The 15,319-nt window shown below is 56.5% G+C and carries 21 protein-coding genes; 10 read left to right on the forward strand and 11 right to left on the reverse strand.

The window, feature by feature from the left end; genetic code table 11:
• Window positions 1-12 precede the first annotated feature (12 nt).
• Window positions 13-714, reverse strand: a complete 702-nt coding sequence (locus WDO70_05600) for a response regulator transcription factor (protein MEJ0062674.1) — start codon at window positions 712-714, stop codon at window positions 13-15.
• 245 nt (window positions 715-959) lie between these two features.
• Between WDO70_05600 and WDO70_05605 the strand changes: the two genes are divergently transcribed.
• Entirely contained in the window at window positions 960-1,604 is a 645-nt protein-coding gene (locus tag WDO70_05605; GenBank protein MEJ0062675.1) for a NirD/YgiW/YdeI family stress tolerance protein, read from the forward strand.
• Window positions 1,605-1,697: 93 nt separating this feature from the next.
• Window positions 1,698-2,342, forward strand: a complete 645-nt coding sequence (locus WDO70_05610; protein ID MEJ0062676.1) for an ABC transporter substrate-binding protein — start codon at window positions 1,698-1,700, stop codon at window positions 2,340-2,342.
• Here the strand turns inward: WDO70_05610 and WDO70_05615 are convergent.
• Window positions 2,339-3,103, reverse strand: coding sequence for an ATP-binding protein (locus WDO70_05615; GenBank protein MEJ0062677.1), 765 nt, complete (start codon window positions 3,101-3,103; stop codon window positions 2,339-2,341). The genes WDO70_05610 and WDO70_05615 overlap by 4 nt on opposite strands.
• A 253-nt stretch (window positions 3,104-3,356) precedes the next feature.
• Here WDO70_05615 and WDO70_05620 point away from each other — a divergent pair, with 253 nt between their 5' ends.
• The 7 genes from WDO70_05620 (at window position 3,357) to WDO70_05650 (ending at window position 8,606) form a co-directional block, all read left to right on the forward strand.
• Window positions 3,357-3,998, forward strand: a complete 642-nt coding sequence (locus WDO70_05620; GenBank protein MEJ0062678.1) for a CPBP family glutamic-type intramembrane protease — start codon at window positions 3,357-3,359, stop codon at window positions 3,996-3,998.
• A gap of 34 nt (window positions 3,999-4,032) precedes the next feature.
• On the forward strand, window positions 4,033-4,776 hold the full coding sequence (locus tag WDO70_05625) for a 16S rRNA (uracil(1498)-N(3))-methyltransferase (GenBank protein ID MEJ0062679.1): 744 nt from the start codon (window positions 4,033-4,035) through the stop codon (window positions 4,774-4,776).
• A gap of 17 nt (window positions 4,777-4,793) precedes the next feature.
• Window positions 4,794-6,146, forward strand: coding sequence for a glutamate--cysteine ligase (locus WDO70_05630; protein MEJ0062680.1), 1,353 nt, complete (start codon window positions 4,794-4,796; stop codon window positions 6,144-6,146).
• Window positions 6,147-6,256: 110 nt separating this feature from the next.
• Window positions 6,257-6,595, forward strand: a complete 339-nt coding sequence (locus WDO70_05635; protein ID MEJ0062681.1) for a hypothetical protein — start codon at window positions 6,257-6,259, stop codon at window positions 6,593-6,595.
• Between the two features lie 52 nt (window positions 6,596-6,647).
• The gene (locus tag WDO70_05640) at window positions 6,648-7,001 is read left to right on the forward strand and encodes a hypothetical protein (protein MEJ0062682.1); all 354 of its coding nucleotides are present in this window, start codon (window positions 6,648-6,650) and stop codon (window positions 6,999-7,001) included.
• An 81-nt stretch (window positions 7,002-7,082) separates the two neighbouring features.
• Window positions 7,083-7,673, forward strand: coding sequence for a hypothetical protein (locus WDO70_05645; GenBank protein MEJ0062683.1), 591 nt, complete (start codon window positions 7,083-7,085; stop codon window positions 7,671-7,673).
• A gap of 24 nt (window positions 7,674-7,697) precedes the next feature.
• Window positions 7,698-8,606, forward strand: a complete 909-nt coding sequence (locus tag WDO70_05650; GenBank protein MEJ0062684.1) for a hypothetical protein — start codon at window positions 7,698-7,700, stop codon at window positions 8,604-8,606.
• 21 nt (window positions 8,607-8,627) lie between these two features.
• Here the strand turns inward: WDO70_05650 and tldD are convergent, their stop codons facing one another.
• From tldD to purC, 4 genes are read right to left on the reverse strand one after another with little or no spacing between them, the layout of a single operon-like run.
• Window positions 8,628-10,031 (reverse strand): metalloprotease TldD, encoded by a 1,404-nt coding sequence (tldD, locus tag WDO70_05655; protein MEJ0062685.1) that lies wholly within the window; start codon window positions 10,029-10,031, stop codon window positions 8,628-8,630.
• Between the two features lie 49 nt (window positions 10,032-10,080).
• A complete protein-coding gene (locus tag WDO70_05660) occupies window positions 10,081-10,707 on the reverse strand; it encodes a YceI family protein (GenBank protein MEJ0062686.1) in 627 nt (208 codons plus the stop codon).
• A 30-nt stretch (window positions 10,708-10,737) separates the two neighbouring features.
• Window positions 10,738-10,977 (reverse strand): phosphoribosylformylglycinamidine synthase subunit PurS, encoded by a 240-nt coding sequence (gene purS / locus WDO70_05665; GenBank protein ID MEJ0062687.1) that lies wholly within the window; start codon window positions 10,975-10,977, stop codon window positions 10,738-10,740.
• Window positions 10,974-11,762, reverse strand: coding sequence for a phosphoribosylaminoimidazolesuccinocarboxamide synthase (gene purC, locus WDO70_05670; GenBank protein ID MEJ0062688.1), 789 nt, complete (start codon window positions 11,760-11,762; stop codon window positions 10,974-10,976). Before purC ends, purS begins: the two co-directional genes overlap by 4 nt.
• 171 nt (window positions 11,763-11,933) lie before the next feature.
• On the opposite strand from purC, the gene WDO70_05675 reads away from it, so the two are divergent.
• On the forward strand, window positions 11,934-12,254 hold the full coding sequence (locus WDO70_05675) for a DUF1476 domain-containing protein (GenBank protein MEJ0062689.1): 321 nt from the start codon (window positions 11,934-11,936) through the stop codon (window positions 12,252-12,254).
• A gap of 10 nt (window positions 12,255-12,264) precedes the next feature.
• On the opposite strand, the gene WDO70_05680 is transcribed toward WDO70_05675, so the two are convergent.
• From WDO70_05680 to WDO70_05700, 5 genes are read right to left on the reverse strand one after another with little or no spacing between them, the layout of a single operon-like run.
• A complete protein-coding gene (locus WDO70_05680) occupies window positions 12,265-12,627 on the reverse strand; it encodes a helix-turn-helix transcriptional regulator (GenBank protein ID MEJ0062690.1) in 363 nt (120 codons plus the stop codon).
• Window positions 12,614-12,874, reverse strand: a complete 261-nt coding sequence (locus WDO70_05685; GenBank protein MEJ0062691.1) for a hypothetical protein — start codon at window positions 12,872-12,874, stop codon at window positions 12,614-12,616. Before WDO70_05685 ends, WDO70_05680 begins: the two co-directional genes overlap by 14 nt.
• 51 nt (window positions 12,875-12,925) lie before the next feature.
• The gene (locus WDO70_05690; protein ID MEJ0062692.1) at window positions 12,926-13,801 is read right to left on the reverse strand and encodes a transporter substrate-binding domain-containing protein; all 876 of its coding nucleotides are present in this window, start codon (window positions 13,799-13,801) and stop codon (window positions 12,926-12,928) included.
• 24 nt (window positions 13,802-13,825) lie between these two features.
• Window positions 13,826-14,275: an NfeD family protein gene (locus WDO70_05695; protein ID MEJ0062693.1), complete on the reverse strand. Its 450-nt coding sequence runs from the start codon at window positions 14,273-14,275 to the stop codon at window positions 13,826-13,828.
• A gap of 14 nt (window positions 14,276-14,289) precedes the next feature.
• A complete protein-coding gene (locus tag WDO70_05700) occupies window positions 14,290-15,255 on the reverse strand; it encodes an SPFH domain-containing protein (GenBank protein MEJ0062694.1) in 966 nt (321 codons plus the stop codon).
• Window positions 15,256-15,319: the final 64 nt, after the last annotated feature.

Here is a 15,319-nt window from a genome sequence, read left to right on the forward strand (position 1 = left end):
GAAATGCCGCGGTCAAGCGGCGACGAGGGAATTCTCGACCACTTCCATGCGGTATCCGACCCCCGGAACCTCGGTCAGTTCCGGCATGTTCGCATCATGATCTATTTTGCGGCGCAATTGATGAACCCGCATGCGCAAATGCTCTATCGAAAGCCCCAGGCATTCTATGCCTTTGAGAATTTGCCTATAGGTCACGATCCGTCCGTGATGAACGACCAGATAACGCAACAGGCGATATTCATCGGGCATCAACTCTATCGTCCGTTTGCCGACGTAAACTTTGTGCCGGATCGGGTCGAGACGCATCCAGCCATTGCGAATTTCCCATTTCCAGTTATCGCCATGCGCTTTCTTGCGCGTATGGGCGCGAATGCGCGCCGCAAGAATATCGGCATCGAAGGGTTTGAGGACATAATCGTCGGCGCCCGCATCGAAGACCCCGGCGATCTTGTTATTGGCATCGGATTCCACGAGGACGATCAACGCCGCTTCCGTCCATTCGCGAACGGCGGCGATAATATCCCCATCGTCACCGTCAGGCAGCGTGGAATCGAGAAGAATAAGATGAGGCCGCAGGGAAACGGTCATGCGCACCGCCTGAACGCCGCAATTCGCTTCAGCCACCCGGTAATCGGCGGAGTCGAAAAAGACACGCAAACCATCGCGAATTTGCGGTTCATCATCCACAATCAGGACGGTTTTTCTTTTAATCATTTTCGTCAACTTTTTTATCCGGCAGGCAGCAATACAATATCAAAGAAGTATAAAAGACACATATGAATGTCGGCGGCAATACATAAAAATGTCATTAGCGGGGAAAAATTCACGGAAATCATGGAACTTACCCTCTCCTTATCTTTTCGGCTCCGTTGCCCATCGTGGACTAAGACACCTTCACCTAACAATCGAAGCCCTGTCTGGAAAACCTCCGGATATCCAACTCCAAGCTGGAGATCACCATGAAAAAATATGCGAAAATTTTTCTGACCGTCGCCGGAATCGCGGCCCTGCTGCCTGGGCTCGCCCACGCCGATGTCGATGCGGTCAAGAAGCAGGAAAGCGGAACCGCCATCACCATCGAGGGCAACGTCGAAAAAGTCAGCGGTGAGCGCAAATTCGTTCTCCGCGACAAAAGCGGCCTTATCGATGTCGAAATCGAGAACAACCAGTCCTCCGTCATGAAGCAAGGTGACTCGGTGACCGTAACCGGCATGGTCCATAAAGGGATGCTGGGCACGACCATCCAGGCCAGCCGCGTCGACGTTAAGCAAGGCATGGCGCAAGGCTTGAGCGACGCCATCGACAGCGCGACCGACGGCGCGACCACCAAGGCCCAGACCGTGACCGTCCAAACCCTGCCCCGGACCGGCATGGTACGCCTGCTGGGAACAGTCGATAGCGTGGGCAACGAGAAAAACTTCACGCTGAAAGATCAAACCGGAAGGGTTAATGTTAAAATCACGTCTGAGGAAGCTGCCGTGTTGACTCAGGGAGCCGAGGTCACGGTCATCGGTTATGTCGACACCGGACTATTCAGCAAAAACATCAATGCCACTCACGTTATCACGCGCGCGGACGCTGCTTTATCGGCAGGCGCCCGCTAACGATCACATGATCGTTAGATGATTTATGCGGAGCGGCGAAGTTTTCCAGCAGGGAGGACTTCGCCTCTTTCGCGCTACCGGAGGAGACTATCAATGGGCGCAATATTCCGTTTACTCGTTTCCGGCATTTTGCTGTCCGGCATATCCGGATTGATATTTCCGAGCGCCGTTCTAGCGCAACAAAAACCGGCTGAAAAATTTATTCAAGATCTCGGCGATCACGCGGTCGCCGTCATTGCCGACAAAAGCCTCACCGAAGAGCAGCGCTCGAATCAATATCATCGGATACTGCAGGACTCGTTCGATATGCCCGCCATCGGACGTTTTGCGCTTGGGCGTTATTGGAATACCGCTACCCCCGAACAGCAGCAGGAATATTCAAAGCTCTTCGATGACATGACCGTCAAAATCTATGGCGATCGCCTCGATTTCTATAAGGGCGAGCGCTTTCGCGTCAAGAGCATGCGCCAGGAGGGAGATAATGATTATATCGTTTCCAGCGAAGTCGTTCACCCCGCCGGCTCGCCGCCGACCGCGATCGACTGGCGGGTGCGGAATCGCAATAACAAGCTGCTCGTTATCGATGTTCTCATCGAAAATGTCAGCCAGAGCTTAACGCAGCGCCAGGAATACGCCTCGGTTATCGAGCGTCACGAAGGCAGCATCGAAAGCCTGCTGGATGTCATGCGCCAAAGGCTGCAGCGCACATCCACGGCAGATGCCGGCCGCTCTAATTAGGGCGATGGCGGCGATCCGACAGGGATATCGAGCGTGAAAATCGCGCCGCCTTCCGGCCGGTTGCCCGCGAATAGCTTGCCTCCCAGCAGACCGGCTATTTGCCTGCCGATGGAAAGGCCGAGGCCGGTTCCGGCGTTCTGATGATCCTGGCGCGTGATCCGCGTATATTTGAAGAAAATCTCTTCGATGCGGTCCGGGGGGATGCCCGGCCCATCATCCATGACCTGAATGATGATCCGTTCATCCTTGACCTCAACCGCCACCCGAATGACGGGCGCCGGGCCGCTGTGCTTGATGGCATTGTCGAGCATGAGGCCGATGACGCGGGAGAAGAGTCCCGGATCGGTTTCGAATTCCATTCCAGTGGCGGGGCAAGAGAGCTTCACATCCGCCACCTGGGAATAATGGCCGGATTTTATGATGCAGTCCCGCAACAGGCTGTCGAAATGACAAATTTCTTTCCTGAATTTGACCAGCCCGTTTTCCAGCCGCGCCATGTCCAGAATGTTGGTGACGAAACTATCGAGGCGATAAGCCTCCTGAAGCGCGGTGGTAAGGAGTTCCGCATTGCGCGCCGGGCTTAACACTCCCTTCATGCGCTCGCATATTTCCAGGGAGCCGATAATGGCCGCCAAAGGCGTTTTCAGGTCGTGGGAAACCGCCGATAGAATCTGGCGATGAATGTTTTCGCGCTCATGTTCGAAAAAGCTGTCGTTCTTCAGCGCGCTTCGTTTTTTGGAAGGCATCTCTTCTTTGGACATTTCAATGGCACATCTCTTAAATCCGGATCAGGTAAAATCAAATCACAGCACTTTGGCCGCAAACGCAATGATTCATTCCAGCTATCCTATGATCCTTCGCTCATGACATGAGTTATATAAAAAAACCATAAGAAATAGGAAAATGATGGGCAAACTGTCGCCCCGTAGCCGCAAAAGCGATTTCCTTTCCCTGAATAACGCTCTAACCTCGATTTTCTTGGAATTCCCGCCTCTGACATACAGGTCCCCAAAGATGCGTTCATTTTGGTTGTGGTTCGAATTGATCGCCATATACACGGGCGTGCCGCTCGCGCTCGCGGCGTGGCAGCCGCCGCGCCCCCTGCTATACATATTGCTGTGGCTGATGGTGGCTTATGGCATACTCATCCTGCGCCGGAATCCGGAATTTTCCTGGCGGCGGATATGGCACGGCGTTGAATGGCCGCTTTATGAAAAACGCCAGGCGCTGCTGCGGCATTTGATCATCAGCCTGACGGCCATCGGAGCCATCGCGGTCTTCGCCCAGCCGCTGCTGTTCAGTTTTCCGCTACAACGTCCCGGCCTCTGGCTCATGGTGATGCTGCTATATCCAATCCTCTCCGCGTTGCCGCAGGAAATCGTATTCCGGGTCTTTTTCCTGGAGCGATACCGCCCGCTTTTCAAAAACGAACGATTGCTGATGATCTATAACGTCTTATGTTTCAGCGCGCTGCACGTCATGTTCAATAACTGGGTGGCACCGCTGCTTTCCGCCATTGGAGGGATGATCTTCCTGGACAGCTATCGCCAGCACCGCGCATTGAAATGGATTGCGCTCGAGCATGCCGCTTACGGCTGCATGATTTTCACCGTCGGCCTTGGCCGGTACTTCTTTTTCAATTCCGCCCATCCCTGAACGACGCATTGTCCTGCAATGGCGATTTGTTTCCATGCCCCGTGACGACTGGAAAAAACTTCCCCGGCTTTACGTAACCGATCCGCTCCTGCCGGATGGCGCCGTATCGTTGACCGACGCGCAACAGCACTATTTGCAGCATGTCATGCGGCGAGCCGCGGATGATCGCATCCTTCTTTTCAACGGAACGGATGGCGAGTGGCTGGCGTCTCTGGTCGCCAAGGGCAAAAAGAATATCTCGGCCCGATGCCTTGAACGAACGCGGGCGCAAGCAGAAGAATCCGAACTATGGCTGCTATTCGCGCCCTTAAAGCGAGATCATCTCGACTACCTGGTGCAGAAAGCGAGCGAACTCGGCGTCACGCATTTGATGCCCGTCGCCACGCAGCATACGGTTGCCGAGCGGGTCAATCTCGTCCGCCTGCGCGCCATCGCCATGGAGGCCGCCGAACAATGCGAACGGCTGAGTCTGCCGGAAATCCTCGCCCCCCTGCCCCTGCCGAAAGCCCTGGAAAATATCAAGACGCAACGCTTATTCGCATGCGTCGAAGGCGGCACGGCTTTGCCGGTCGCCGAAGCTTTCTCCCAATACCGGCAGGATCGCCAAGCCGCCTTTCTGGTCGGGCCCGAGGGCGGATTCAGCAAAGAAGAAATGGAAATCATACGCAAACATGCTAAATCTGTTCCCATTCATCTTGGTCCGCGCATTCTGCGCGCCGATACCGCTGCGCTTGCCGCTTTAGCCTGCTGGCAGGCCGTTTGCGGCGATTGGCGGTAAAGACAATGGGATTCTCAATGCCTGAAGCTGACGCCGTTATCACCGATGCCCGGCAACTGGTCGAGTATTTTGCCGCCGGGAGCAAGGCCAAAGCCGATTGGCTGATCGGCACCGAACACGAGAAATTCGCTTTTCGCATCTCGACATTGCGCCCGGTCGCGTATGACGAGCCGAAAGGGCTGCGCGATTTGTTCCAGGTTCTGAAAATCTTCGGATGGCGGGAAATCATGGAAGCGGGCCATGTGATCGCGCTCCAGCGCGGCGGCGCGCAAATTTCGCTCGAGCCCGGCGGCCAGACCGAGCTTGCGGGCGCGCCGGTCAGGAACCTGCACGAAACGGCGGCGGAGATCGACCAGCATCTCGAAGAGCTGCGCGAAGTATCCACTCTCCTCGATATCGGCTTTATGGGAATCGGCTTCCATCCCGCATGGAAGCGCGAGGACGTTCCCTGGATGCCCAAGCAACGCTACGACATCATGCGTGCCTATATGCCGAAACGCGGCAAACTCGGCCATGACATGATGCAGCGCACCTGCACCACGCAGGTCAATCTGGATTATGCCGACGAAGCCGATATGGTCAAAAAAATGCGCGTCGCCATGGCGCTGCAGCCGATCGCGACGGCGCTGTTCGCGGCCTCCCCTTTCCTGGAAGGCCGGCCGGCGGGATATCAGTCATACAGGATGCAGGTATGGCAGGATACCGACCCCGACCGCTCCGGTTTTCTTCCTTTCGTTTTCGACGATGGCTTCGGATTCGAGCGTTATAGAGACTACGCGCTCGATGTCCCGATGTATTTCGTCCGGCGCGACGATAAATATATCGACGCTTCGGGGCAAAGTTTCCGGGACTTCATGAAGGGCAAGCTTCCGGCGCTGCCCGGCGAAATGCCGACGATAACCGACTGGCAAGATCATCTGAGCACCCTGTTCCCCGACGTGCGGCTTAAACAGTATCTGGAAATGCGCGGCGCCGACTGCGGAACTGCGGAATCCATCCTGGCGCTGCCCAGTTTCTGGACCGGCATCTTGTATGACGAGACGGCTTGCGACACCGCGTGGCAGTTGGTCCAGGAGTGGACGATCGAGGAGCGCCTGACGCTGCAGCGCGACGTGCCGAAGCAGGGTCTAAAGCTGGAATTCCGCGGCCAGCCACTCAGCGCCATAGCTCACCAGGCGGTGAAACTGGCGCAACAAGGGCTGCGGCGGCGGGCGATGCGTCTGCATGGCGGCGCGGACGAAACCCGCTATCTGGACGGCTTATTTATGATGACCGAATCGGCCACCAGCTACGCTGACGAGCTGTTGATGAGATTCGAACATCAATGGAGCGGCGACATCAAGGGCGCATTTACCGATTGCAGATTATGATAGAACGTAACTTATTGATTTCTTAATAACTTCGACATTGCGCTTCATTAGCCCAATTTTAGTAATTCTCCTTTTATAGTCGCTATATGTCCTTGATCATGCATTCTTCCATGAGCAAATCTTCGACGCCGCACAAGAGCAATATGGCGGCGCTCATGGGCTGCGTGGAATCGGTATGGAGAGACCCCTCCAAGAGGGTGCAGGAAGGCATCAGTTATCTGAGCCATCACGTCTTCGACGAAATGAGTCATAAAGTCGCGGTCGTCGCGCCCAGCATGATCCGGAATCCCGTCGCCAGGGACCCGGAAATGGTCCGCCGGGTCAACGCTGAAAAAGCCGATTTGCTGCAGGATATTCGCTCCGGCAACCCTCATAACCGTATGATCTGGGAAGAGCTGGCGCAAATGAACAAAATGCTCGGCCTGCCCTCAACGCACACTAATTTCTGAATAAAATTCCTGAACATTTGAATTTTAGCGGCCTTTCTCCTATGGTCGCCCTATGTCCGATAAAAACGCTCCGCCCAAAACCAGCGCTAAAGGCAATATGGCGGCCCTGATGGGCTGCATCGAATCCATTTGGCGGGATCCCGCCAAAACGGCACGCGATATGCTGCATCACCAGTCCTTGGAGGATATGGGCCATAAACTAGAAGCTTTGGTGATTCCGTCGACCCTCAACCGTAACTCCGGCAATAACGATTACAAGGAAGTAGCGCGAAAGCTGGCCAGGGAAAAGAAAGCCGGCCTCCTGCAGGATATGCGGTCGGGCAATCCTCATAACCGTCAAGTGTGGAGCGAACTAGCTGAAATCAATAAGATTCTCGATTTGCCTTCCACGCATACCGGCCATTGATGGCGTTCAGGCAAGTTTCTTAATTAACTTTTACTTCTGCACCGTTGAAATTGCACCATCTTTCCTTTATAATTCGGTTTTATGGCTGCCGATAGTTTTGTACCAACCGCTGCTCCCGCCGCGCCGTCTCCTAAGACGGCGGCGCCTGTCGTTGCCGAATCGACAAAAGCGCCCGCGACCATTGATGCGGTCAAGCAGACTTCGGCCCAACAGCCTGAAGCCAAAAAACCCGCGACCATTGACGACGTCAAGCAACAGCGCGGGGTGAGCAACGATAGCAACAACGCAGCGCTATTCGACGGCAAGGGCGAATACAGGGATCACAAGCCGAAGAAAAATATCGATGCGGATCAATTCCTCTATGACGCCGAAGGCAATGTCGTGGGCAAGCTGGAAGCCCTGACGGATGATAGCGGCGGGAAGAAAGCCAGAAGCAGCGACGACCCGTATTCCAAGGAAGCCATCGCCGAACGCGCCGCGAAAAGGCAGGCCGAAGAAGCCGAGGCCCAAAAAACCTACAGGCTCAATCAGCTGGAAGAACAGAAAAAAATGGCGGCCGACATGATTAATTCCGGCAAGGATGACGGCACCGGTCAAGCGCTGCTGGAAGGCGCAAACAAAGGACTCATAGATTTGGGTGTAACGGGGATTCACTTAACGCATATGCGGTAGACGACGGCATCGGCTGGGGAGCGCATGACGACTGAAATTCTCATCGCCGCCGTAGTCGCCCTATTTATCGTCGTGCTTATTTTTGTTCGCCCCGGAGAAGCCGTCGACGAGCGCCAAAAAGACACGTCATCCGACGAGACGGAACGCGGGCTTCTGTCAGTCGATATCATCAACAGCAGCATACAACAGGAAGAAAACGCGCGGGCGGCTTCCGCCGAAGCCAACGCCGAGACGCCCAAGTCTTCTCAGCCTGCCGTGGCGGCCGCTGCTTCCGCGCCCACTACGCCTGCCACGCCCGGCGCACCTTCCGCGCCGGACGGTTCCGCAGCTCCCCCAGCAGCGGCTGCCCCCGCTGCGGCGGCGGCTTCCGCTGCCGTATCCGCGCCCGCAACCGAGAAGACGGAACCGCCGCAAGAAAACGCCCAGTCCGCTGCAGCCCAACAATCTTCCCAACAATCTCCCCAGACCGTCGCGCCTGAAGCGCCTTCGACGCCGCAGACCATGAGCGATTTCAAGAAAAGGCGATCGCAGGACGGCCAATTCTCGGACGTCAATAATACCGCGCTGTTCGACGGCAAGGGGTCGTATTACGATCACAAATCGGCAGGCAAGCCCCAAGCCCGCGGCGATAACGGCCAATATAGCTCTGATTCGAGCGCGTCCGGCGGCATATTCGTCATCGGCGGACAGCAGCAAGGCGGCTCGGGCAAGAATGAATCGTCCTATGAAAAATTATCGCGGGATCTGTCGGAAAAAAGAAAGATGGAGGAAGAGACGAGCGCGCGCGAAGGGCATAAGAACCAGCTGATGCAGCAGCGCGCCTACGTCATTAAGCAGATCAATTCCGGAAATCCCGACAATATCAACACCAGCGTCATCAAGGGATTGAACGAAGCACTCGGCCTCGACGGCAACAACACCGAGGATTATTGACCCCGGAGGAATTTCGCCCGCTTAACCCGCCCCGCCAACCGTCATGCCGTCCAGTTTGATCGTCGGCTGGCCTACGCCGACCGGCACGCTTTGACCGTCCTTGCCGCAGGTGCCGACGCCGGCATCCATCCGGCTGTCATTGCCGACCATGCTGATTCTCTTCAGCGCTTCGAAGCCGGTGCCGATCAGCGTTGCGCCCTTGACCGGGCGGGCGAGCTTGCCGTTCTCGATCATGTAGGCCTCGGACAAGGAGAACACGAATTTGCCGTTGGTGATATCCACCTGCCCGCCGCCGAAATTCGCCGCATAGAGGCCGTTCTTCACCGAGGCGATGATTTCTTCCGGCGCGTGAGTTCCCGAAAGCATGATCGTATTCGTCATGCGCGGCATCGGTTTATGCGCGAAGCTTTCGCGCCTGCCGTTGCCGGTCGAACGCTTGCCCGTCAATCTCGCATTCAGGCGGTCATAGATGTAGCCGGTCAGAACGCCGTCTTCGATCAATGTCGTGCTTTGCGTCGGCGTGCCTTCATCGTCGATGGTCAGCGATCCGCGCCGCCGGTCGAGCGTGCCGTCGTCCACGATGGTGACGCCGGGCGCCGCGATGCGCTGCCCCATCAGCTTGGAGAAGGCGGACGTGCCCTTGCGGTTGAAATCGCCTTCCAGCCCATGCCCGATGGCTTCGTGGAGCAAAATGCCGGCCCAGCCGCCGCCCATGACCACGGTCATTTCTCCGGCAGGGGCTTCGATGGACTCCATATTGACTATAGCCTGCCGCAGCGCTTCATCGACCTGCTTTTTCCATTGGGCCGGATCGAAATAGGCGTCATAGCCGGTGCGCCCTCCCGCGCCGTCATACCCAGCCTCCATCCGGTCGCCCTGCTTGGTGACGATCGAAACATTGAGCCTCACGAGCGGGCGGACATCGGCGACGCGATGGCCGCCGGGGCGGATGATCTGCACCGCCTGCCAGACGCCTTGCAGCGATACGCTCACTTGCTGCACGCGCGGATCGGCGGCGCGGGCATAAGCGTCGATTTCCTGCAATAGAGCGATCTTGGCGCTAAAATCCTTGCTGAGAAGCGGATTATCCGGATCGTAAAGCTGCCGGTTGGTGTTTGGCGGCGGCGCGGACAAATCGCCGCTATAGCCTCCGCGCACGGCGGCGACGGCCTCGCCCGCGCGCTTGAGCGCCGCGAGGTCGAGCGACGACGCATGAGCATAGCCCGCGGCTTCGCCCGCCACGGCGCGCAGGCCGAAACCCTGCGTCGTGTCGAACCCCGCGCTTTTCAGCTTGCCGTCGTCCCAGACGAAACTTTCGCTCTGCTGGTATTCGAGAAATAATTCGCCGTCGTCGGCGCCATTCAGCGCCGAGGCCACGATTTTTTCCGCGGCTTCCAGATCGAGGAGGCCGTCGCGGAAAAACATGTCGTCGGTGATGCGTAAAAACTCGCCGCTCACAGCTTACCCTCTGGCATTACTGCCGCGTTGCGAACATATCGAACGTCAATGTCATCTTATCGCCAAGCACGTTGGCATTGTCGTCTTTGACGACGATGCCGAAGTCGGAGCATTCAAATTCAGTGCGGAACGAAATCCCTATCGTTCTGCCCTTGCTGCCGAAAATGCCCACGCCGAGCGGGCTATCTTCGATATGGCGCAATTTGGCTTCAAGCTTGAACGGCAACGCCAGACCGCGGATGATCAGCTGCCCGTCGATCGTGGCCGCCCCGTTCACGAAGGGCGCGGCCTTGTCGCTCCGGAAGGCGATTTCCTCGTAATTGCTGATATCGAAAACGGCGGGGCCAAGAAGCAGCCATGTGTAATCCTTGTCGGGCGTCGCAATGCCGCCGGAAGCAATCGTAATCCTCAGGTTCGAGAGCGTCAGCGCATCCACGTCAAAGTGGAAGCCCGCGGTCGCATTGGTAAAACGAGCCGCGGGGGGCTGTTTGTCTTCAGGCAACAGGTCGCGCGTCTTCACCAGCTGCATCCCGACTCGGATTTGCGGCGCGGGCGCGAAATAAGAGACTTCCTTGGCAGAAGCCGGCGCCGCGAGCAGGAGCAAGAAAACCGAAGCCAGAAGTGTTTTGATTGCCGTGCGCATGCCCTTCATCCCGTCTAAATTACCGTTTCATTACGCTACGCTGATTCGATAATCCTCGATAACAAGGTTGGCAAGAAGCTTTTGGGCCATGGCTTCCGCCTTAACGACGGCAGATGCCGGATCGGCGTCCTCGACATCGAGTTCGATGACCTTTCCGGCGCGGGCGTCCGTGACTCCGTCAAAGCCCATAGCCTGCAAGGCATGGGCAATAGCCTTGCCCTGGGGATCGAGAACACCTTGCTTTAACATGACGTCAACGCGAATTTTCATGATGCTGGCGAATCCGGTTTTTCGGGAACGGGGGGCATGGCCTGGCCTTGCTCCGGCATGATGCCGAGACGCTTGGCGACTTCCTGGTAGGCTTCCTCGACCTTGCCCAAATCCTGGCGGAAGCGATCCTTGTCGAGCTTCTCGTTCGTTTTCACGTCCCACAGGCGGCAGTTATCGGGACTGATTTCGTCGGCAAGGATAATACGCATATCCTCCCCTTCCCAAATCCGGCCGAACTCGACCTTGAAATCGACAAGGCGCAAGCCGATGCCGAGGAACAGGCCGGACAGATAATCGTTGATTCGCAGCGAAAGCGCCATCATCTCATCGAGTTCCGGCGGCGACGCCCAGCCGAAAGCGGTGATATGCTCTTCCGACACCATGGGATCGCCAAGCTTGTCCGACTTGTAATAAAATTCGACGATGGAACGGGGCAGAGCCGTACCCTCGGCAATGCCGAAACGCTTGGCCAGCGAGCCGGCGGCCACGTTGCGAACCACGACCTCGATGGGAATGATTTCGACCTGGCGCACGAGTTGCTCGCGCATATTCAGGCGGCGCATGAAGTGCGTCGGCACGCCGATCTCGCCCAGCTTGACCATCAGATATTCGGAGATACGGTTGTTCAGGACGCCCTTGCCGGTAATCGTGCCGCGCTTCTGGTTGTTGAACGCGGTGGCGTCATCCTTGAAATATTGCACGAGGGTGCCGGGTTCCGGCCCTTCAAACAAAACTTTGGCCTTGCCTTCGTAGATACGGCGGCGGCGCATGAGGCGAAAATTCATCGTTTTTTCGGGCGTTTACGGCGCGGCTAATTCCACGCTACGATTAAGCTATAGCAGGGCATATATAGTAGCGCAACAATGGTAAAAAATCTTCCTTTTTCAACCGGTTGTAGTTGCCTTTTGAGTGAATTTTTGCATTAACTTTCACGGAATTATTAACGGAGTCGGGCTATGACCATGTTTGACGAGCGCGAAAGCGGCTTTGAAGCCAAATTCGCTCATGATGAAGAACTTAAATTCAAGGTCGATGCGCGCCGCTGCAAATTGCTCGGTTTATGGGCCGCGGGGGTGATGGGATTGATCGACGCCGAAGCGGAAACTTATGCCCGCGAATTGCTTGGCACCGATCTCCAGGAGCATGGCAGCGCCGATATCCTAGGCAAACTGACGTCCGATTTGACGGCGAAAGGCATCGACCCTCAGCAAGTCAGGCTTCACGAAAAAATGGTAGAGTTTCACGAGATCGCCAAAAAGCAGATCATGACGGGGTAAGCAGCCGTTATCAAATGAAGTGCCGATAATCTGATTTCAAGACTTCGGCCAGCCGCTTTGCCATCTGCTTGCCGATTGGCCGTTTTCCGTTTTCCATTTCGGAAAGATGGTGCTGACGGATGCCAAGCCGCGCGGCCAGTTCCTTCTGGGTCAATTCGGCCTTATACCGCGAACCGCGCAAGACCGCCGCGGGGCCAAGCACAGGATCCGCGAGTTCAGGAAGAACCTGCTCTGCGGGAATAAATCCTTCGTCCTCCAGATGGGTGGCGATAAAATTCTCTAGCTTCTTTCCAAAAGCCTTAGGAACGTGGAAAACATGGGGCTTCTCGCTGAAGCCTGACATAGTCACGGTGATGTTATCAGTACGGCGCATTTTCCCGACTCCCTACATAATAGATGACGATCTCTTCGCTATTGGCTCGCCAGCATGCCACCCATTTGTATGACAGGTGGCAATGATGAAGGTTCGGCCCAAGCTTGGAATAATTACGCCAGTCCGGCAAAATCGCCCCTCGCCATATCAGGTCCTTTACCAAAGCATCCAGCAAATCCCGCTCGCGTCGAGGCAGTTTTCCGACTTGCTTATCCGCCTTGTTGGTAAAACCGACAGTCCAACTCATGTTCTTGCCCTCACCATATATACCATTTATTGGTATATTGCAAGTTAAATTTCAAGGCTGGTACGGCTTAGCGATGCGATAAAACGCGCCGGGATATTTTTCGTATTTCCGAATGATGGCTTCGATTTCGCCGTTATTCGCCATGTCCTGGATAATGCTGGAAAAGGTGTCTTTCAGGCCGGTCTCGCCTTTGCGAACGAGAAACACATTCGGAAAAGTCCGAACAGGGCTAGCCGCCGCGATATTCTTTATGCTGCCGGGGTTGCTCTCCAAGAACGAAAGCCCCTGGTAATTCTCCACAAAGGTTACATCCGCTTTGCCATCCTTCACATTCAGAAGGTTGAGCGTGTAATCCGACGCTTGCGGCAAGCTCAATAGCTTGGCTTGCGGAAAATCAACGGCGGCGATGCGCCCTGGAATAGTGCCGTCGATGCTGGAGATCGTCACACCAGGATCGTTGATGGCGGCGAAGTTCCCCGCGAAGCGATTATCGTCCCGCCGCACCCACACGCCGATGCCGGAATAGAACAGCGGGCCTATCGCCTCGGCCTCGCGCCATTCAGCCGCGTTATTGTTCCATGCCGCCGCGCAGATCATGTCGGCATGATCGTAAGCGAGCGCGGTCATGTAATTGCCCCAATTCAATTCTTCCGCCCATTCGACTTTCAAGTCGATCTTCGCGGCTGCGGATTCGATAATGTCGTGCATGATACCCGACATCGCCCCGCTATTGTCATCTTTGATGACGGTCGGAGGATAGACCACATAACCGCAACGAAGAGTTTTCGTGCGCATAACGCGGTCGAAAGAAGATTCTTTCGCGACAGTCTGCTGCGATGCTTGCTCCATGGATTTGGGAGCAGCGATATAACCCGCAAGCGCTCCGGCCATCAGTGCGGCAATCACGGTGGCGATGATATTTTTCATCGGATCAAGCTCCGTAACAGAGATTTACTCGTAAAACTTCTCCGCCCGTAGCACCATGCCGTCGAAGCTGACGATCCTGACTTTTGTGCCGGCCGCCATATCATCGCCGATAACGACCCAACTGGTGTCGTTGATCTTGGCACGGCCGCCCTGCCCTTTTTCGATGGCGGTTTCCAGAAAAGTAATCTGGCCGACAAGGCTGTCGGCGCGCTGATTGAGCGTAGGCTCGTCGCTGCTGATATGCGTGGAGCCGAGAAACTTCCTGGCGACGAACATGGCGGCGATCGTCAGCATGCCGAAGGCGAAGGTTTGCTCTTGCCATCCCATATCCGGAAACAGCCACGCGATAACGCCCGTCGTGATGGCGGCGCTGCCGATCCACATCAGAAACGCGCCGGGCACGACGATTTCAAGCCCCACGAAAAGAAGGCCGCCGACCAGCCACACCCAATACGCGATCTCGAAGGACTTCATCGCCGTTCCCGTCCCTATGCGCTCGGCGGAATGCGCGTGCCACCCGCATAGAGCGGCTTGTCGCCCGCAGGCGCGTTCTTATTGCCGAAGGCGTCCCTGGCGATTTCGGCGATGCCGCCGAGAGCGCCGATCACGCTCGCCGCTTCGACCGGCAGCATGAGAATCTTCTGGTTGGGCGAATTGGCGAAAGCCCGCAGCGCGGCGACATATTGCTGCGCGACGAAATAGTTGATCGCTTTGCCGTCGCCGCCGGCGATGGCGGCCGATACGACCTGCGTCGCCTTGCCTTCGGCTTCCGCCGTGCGCTCGCGCGCTTCGGCATCGCGGAATGCCGCCTCTTTCCGCCCCTCCGACGCCAGGATCGCGGCCTGCTTCTCGCCTTCCGCCTTCTTGATCGCGGCTTCGCGGAAACCCTCGGCTTCGGTAACGACCGCGCGCCGCTGGCGTTCGGCGGTCATGACCCGCGCCATGCTGTTGAGCATTTCCTGCGGCGGCTGAATGTCCTTGATCTCGATGCGGTTGACCTTGATGCCCCAGGGCTGCGTGGCGAGATCGAGCACGCGAAGCAGCTGGACGTTGATCTTGTCGCGCTGCGACAGCAGCTCGTCCAGATCCATCGAACCGACGACGGTGCGCAGATTGGTCATGGTCAAGTTCAGGATCGCCTGCTTCATGTTGGTGATTTCATAAGCGGCCTTGGCGGCGTTCAGCACCTGGTAAAACAGCACCCCGTCCACGGACACCATGGCATTATCCTTGGTGATGACTTCCTGCGTCGGAACGTCCAGCACCTGCTCCTTGATGTTGATCCTCACGCCGATCTTGTCCACCAGCGGCATGATGAAATGCAGTCCCGGCCCCAGCGTGCGCGTATATTGCCCGAAACGCTCGACGGTGCATTCCGATCCCTGATTGACGGTGCGGACAGCGAACCCCGCTATGACAACGGCCAAAATTCCGAGAGCGACGAAAACTTCCATGGGCGACTCCCCTCAATAGCGTGAACGCCGGGATGATACCGTTATAAAATCCGGAAAGCTAGGG

It is taken from the genome of Alphaproteobacteria bacterium (assembly GCA_037200005.1).
Lineage (GTDB): Bacteria > Pseudomonadota > Alphaproteobacteria > UBA9219 > RFNS01 > JBBCGY01.

Excerpts from the sequence above, each read along its gene's own strand:
- WDO70_05625 (MEJ0062679.1), top strand. The coding sequence starts at position 4,033 with ATGCCCCGTGACGACTGGAAAAAACTTCCCCGGCTTTACGTAACCGAT.
- WDO70_05695 (MEJ0062693.1), bottom strand. The coding sequence starts at position 14,275 with ATGAAGTCCTTCGAGATCGCGTATTGGGTGTGGCTGGTCGGCGGCCTT.
- WDO70_05640 (MEJ0062682.1), top strand. The coding sequence starts at position 6,648 with ATGTCCGATAAAAACGCTCCGCCCAAAACCAGCGCTAAAGGCAATATG.
- WDO70_05700 (MEJ0062694.1), bottom strand. The coding sequence starts at position 15,255 with ATGGAAGTTTTCGTCGCTCTCGGAATTTTGGCCGTTGTCATAGCGGGG.
- WDO70_05600 (MEJ0062674.1), bottom strand. The coding sequence starts at position 714 with ATGATTAAAAGAAAAACCGTCCTGATTGTGGATGATGAACCGCAAATT.
- tldD (MEJ0062685.1), bottom strand. The coding sequence starts at position 10,031 with ATGTTTTTCCGCGACGGCCTCCTCGATCTGGAAGCCGCGGAAAAAATC.
- purC (MEJ0062688.1), bottom strand. The coding sequence starts at position 11,762 with ATGAATTTTCGCCTCATGCGCCGCCGCCGTATCTACGAAGGCAAGGCC.
- WDO70_05660 (MEJ0062686.1), bottom strand. The coding sequence starts at position 10,707 with ATGCGCACGGCAATCAAAACACTTCTGGCTTCGGTTTTCTTGCTCCTG.
- WDO70_05620 (MEJ0062678.1), top strand. The coding sequence starts at position 3,357 with ATGCGTTCATTTTGGTTGTGGTTCGAATTGATCGCCATATACACGGGC.
- WDO70_05610 (MEJ0062676.1), top strand. The coding sequence starts at position 1,698 with ATGGGCGCAATATTCCGTTTACTCGTTTCCGGCATTTTGCTGTCCGGC.
- WDO70_05675 (MEJ0062689.1), top strand. The coding sequence starts at position 11,934 with ATGACCATGTTTGACGAGCGCGAAAGCGGCTTTGAAGCCAAATTCGCT.
- WDO70_05685 (MEJ0062691.1), bottom strand. The coding sequence starts at position 12,874 with ATGAGTTGGACTGTCGGTTTTACCAACAAGGCGGATAAGCAAGTCGGA.
- WDO70_05635 (MEJ0062681.1), top strand. The coding sequence starts at position 6,257 with ATGAGCAAATCTTCGACGCCGCACAAGAGCAATATGGCGGCGCTCATG.
- WDO70_05630 (MEJ0062680.1), top strand. The coding sequence starts at position 4,794 with ATGCCTGAAGCTGACGCCGTTATCACCGATGCCCGGCAACTGGTCGAG.
- WDO70_05690 (MEJ0062692.1), bottom strand. The coding sequence starts at position 13,801 with ATGAAAAATATCATCGCCACCGTGATTGCCGCACTGATGGCCGGAGCG.
- WDO70_05650 (MEJ0062684.1), top strand. The coding sequence starts at position 7,698 with ATGACGACTGAAATTCTCATCGCCGCCGTAGTCGCCCTATTTATCGTC.
- WDO70_05645 (MEJ0062683.1), top strand. The coding sequence starts at position 7,083 with ATGGCTGCCGATAGTTTTGTACCAACCGCTGCTCCCGCCGCGCCGTCT.
- WDO70_05680 (MEJ0062690.1), bottom strand. The coding sequence starts at position 12,627 with ATGCGCCGTACTGATAACATCACCGTGACTATGTCAGGCTTCAGCGAG.
- purS (MEJ0062687.1), bottom strand. The coding sequence starts at position 10,977 with ATGAAAATTCGCGTTGACGTCATGTTAAAGCAAGGTGTTCTCGATCCC.
- WDO70_05605 (MEJ0062675.1), top strand. The coding sequence starts at position 960 with ATGAAAAAATATGCGAAAATTTTTCTGACCGTCGCCGGAATCGCGGCC.
- WDO70_05615 (MEJ0062677.1), bottom strand. The coding sequence starts at position 3,103 with ATGTCCAAAGAAGAGATGCCTTCCAAAAAACGAAGCGCGCTGAAGAAC.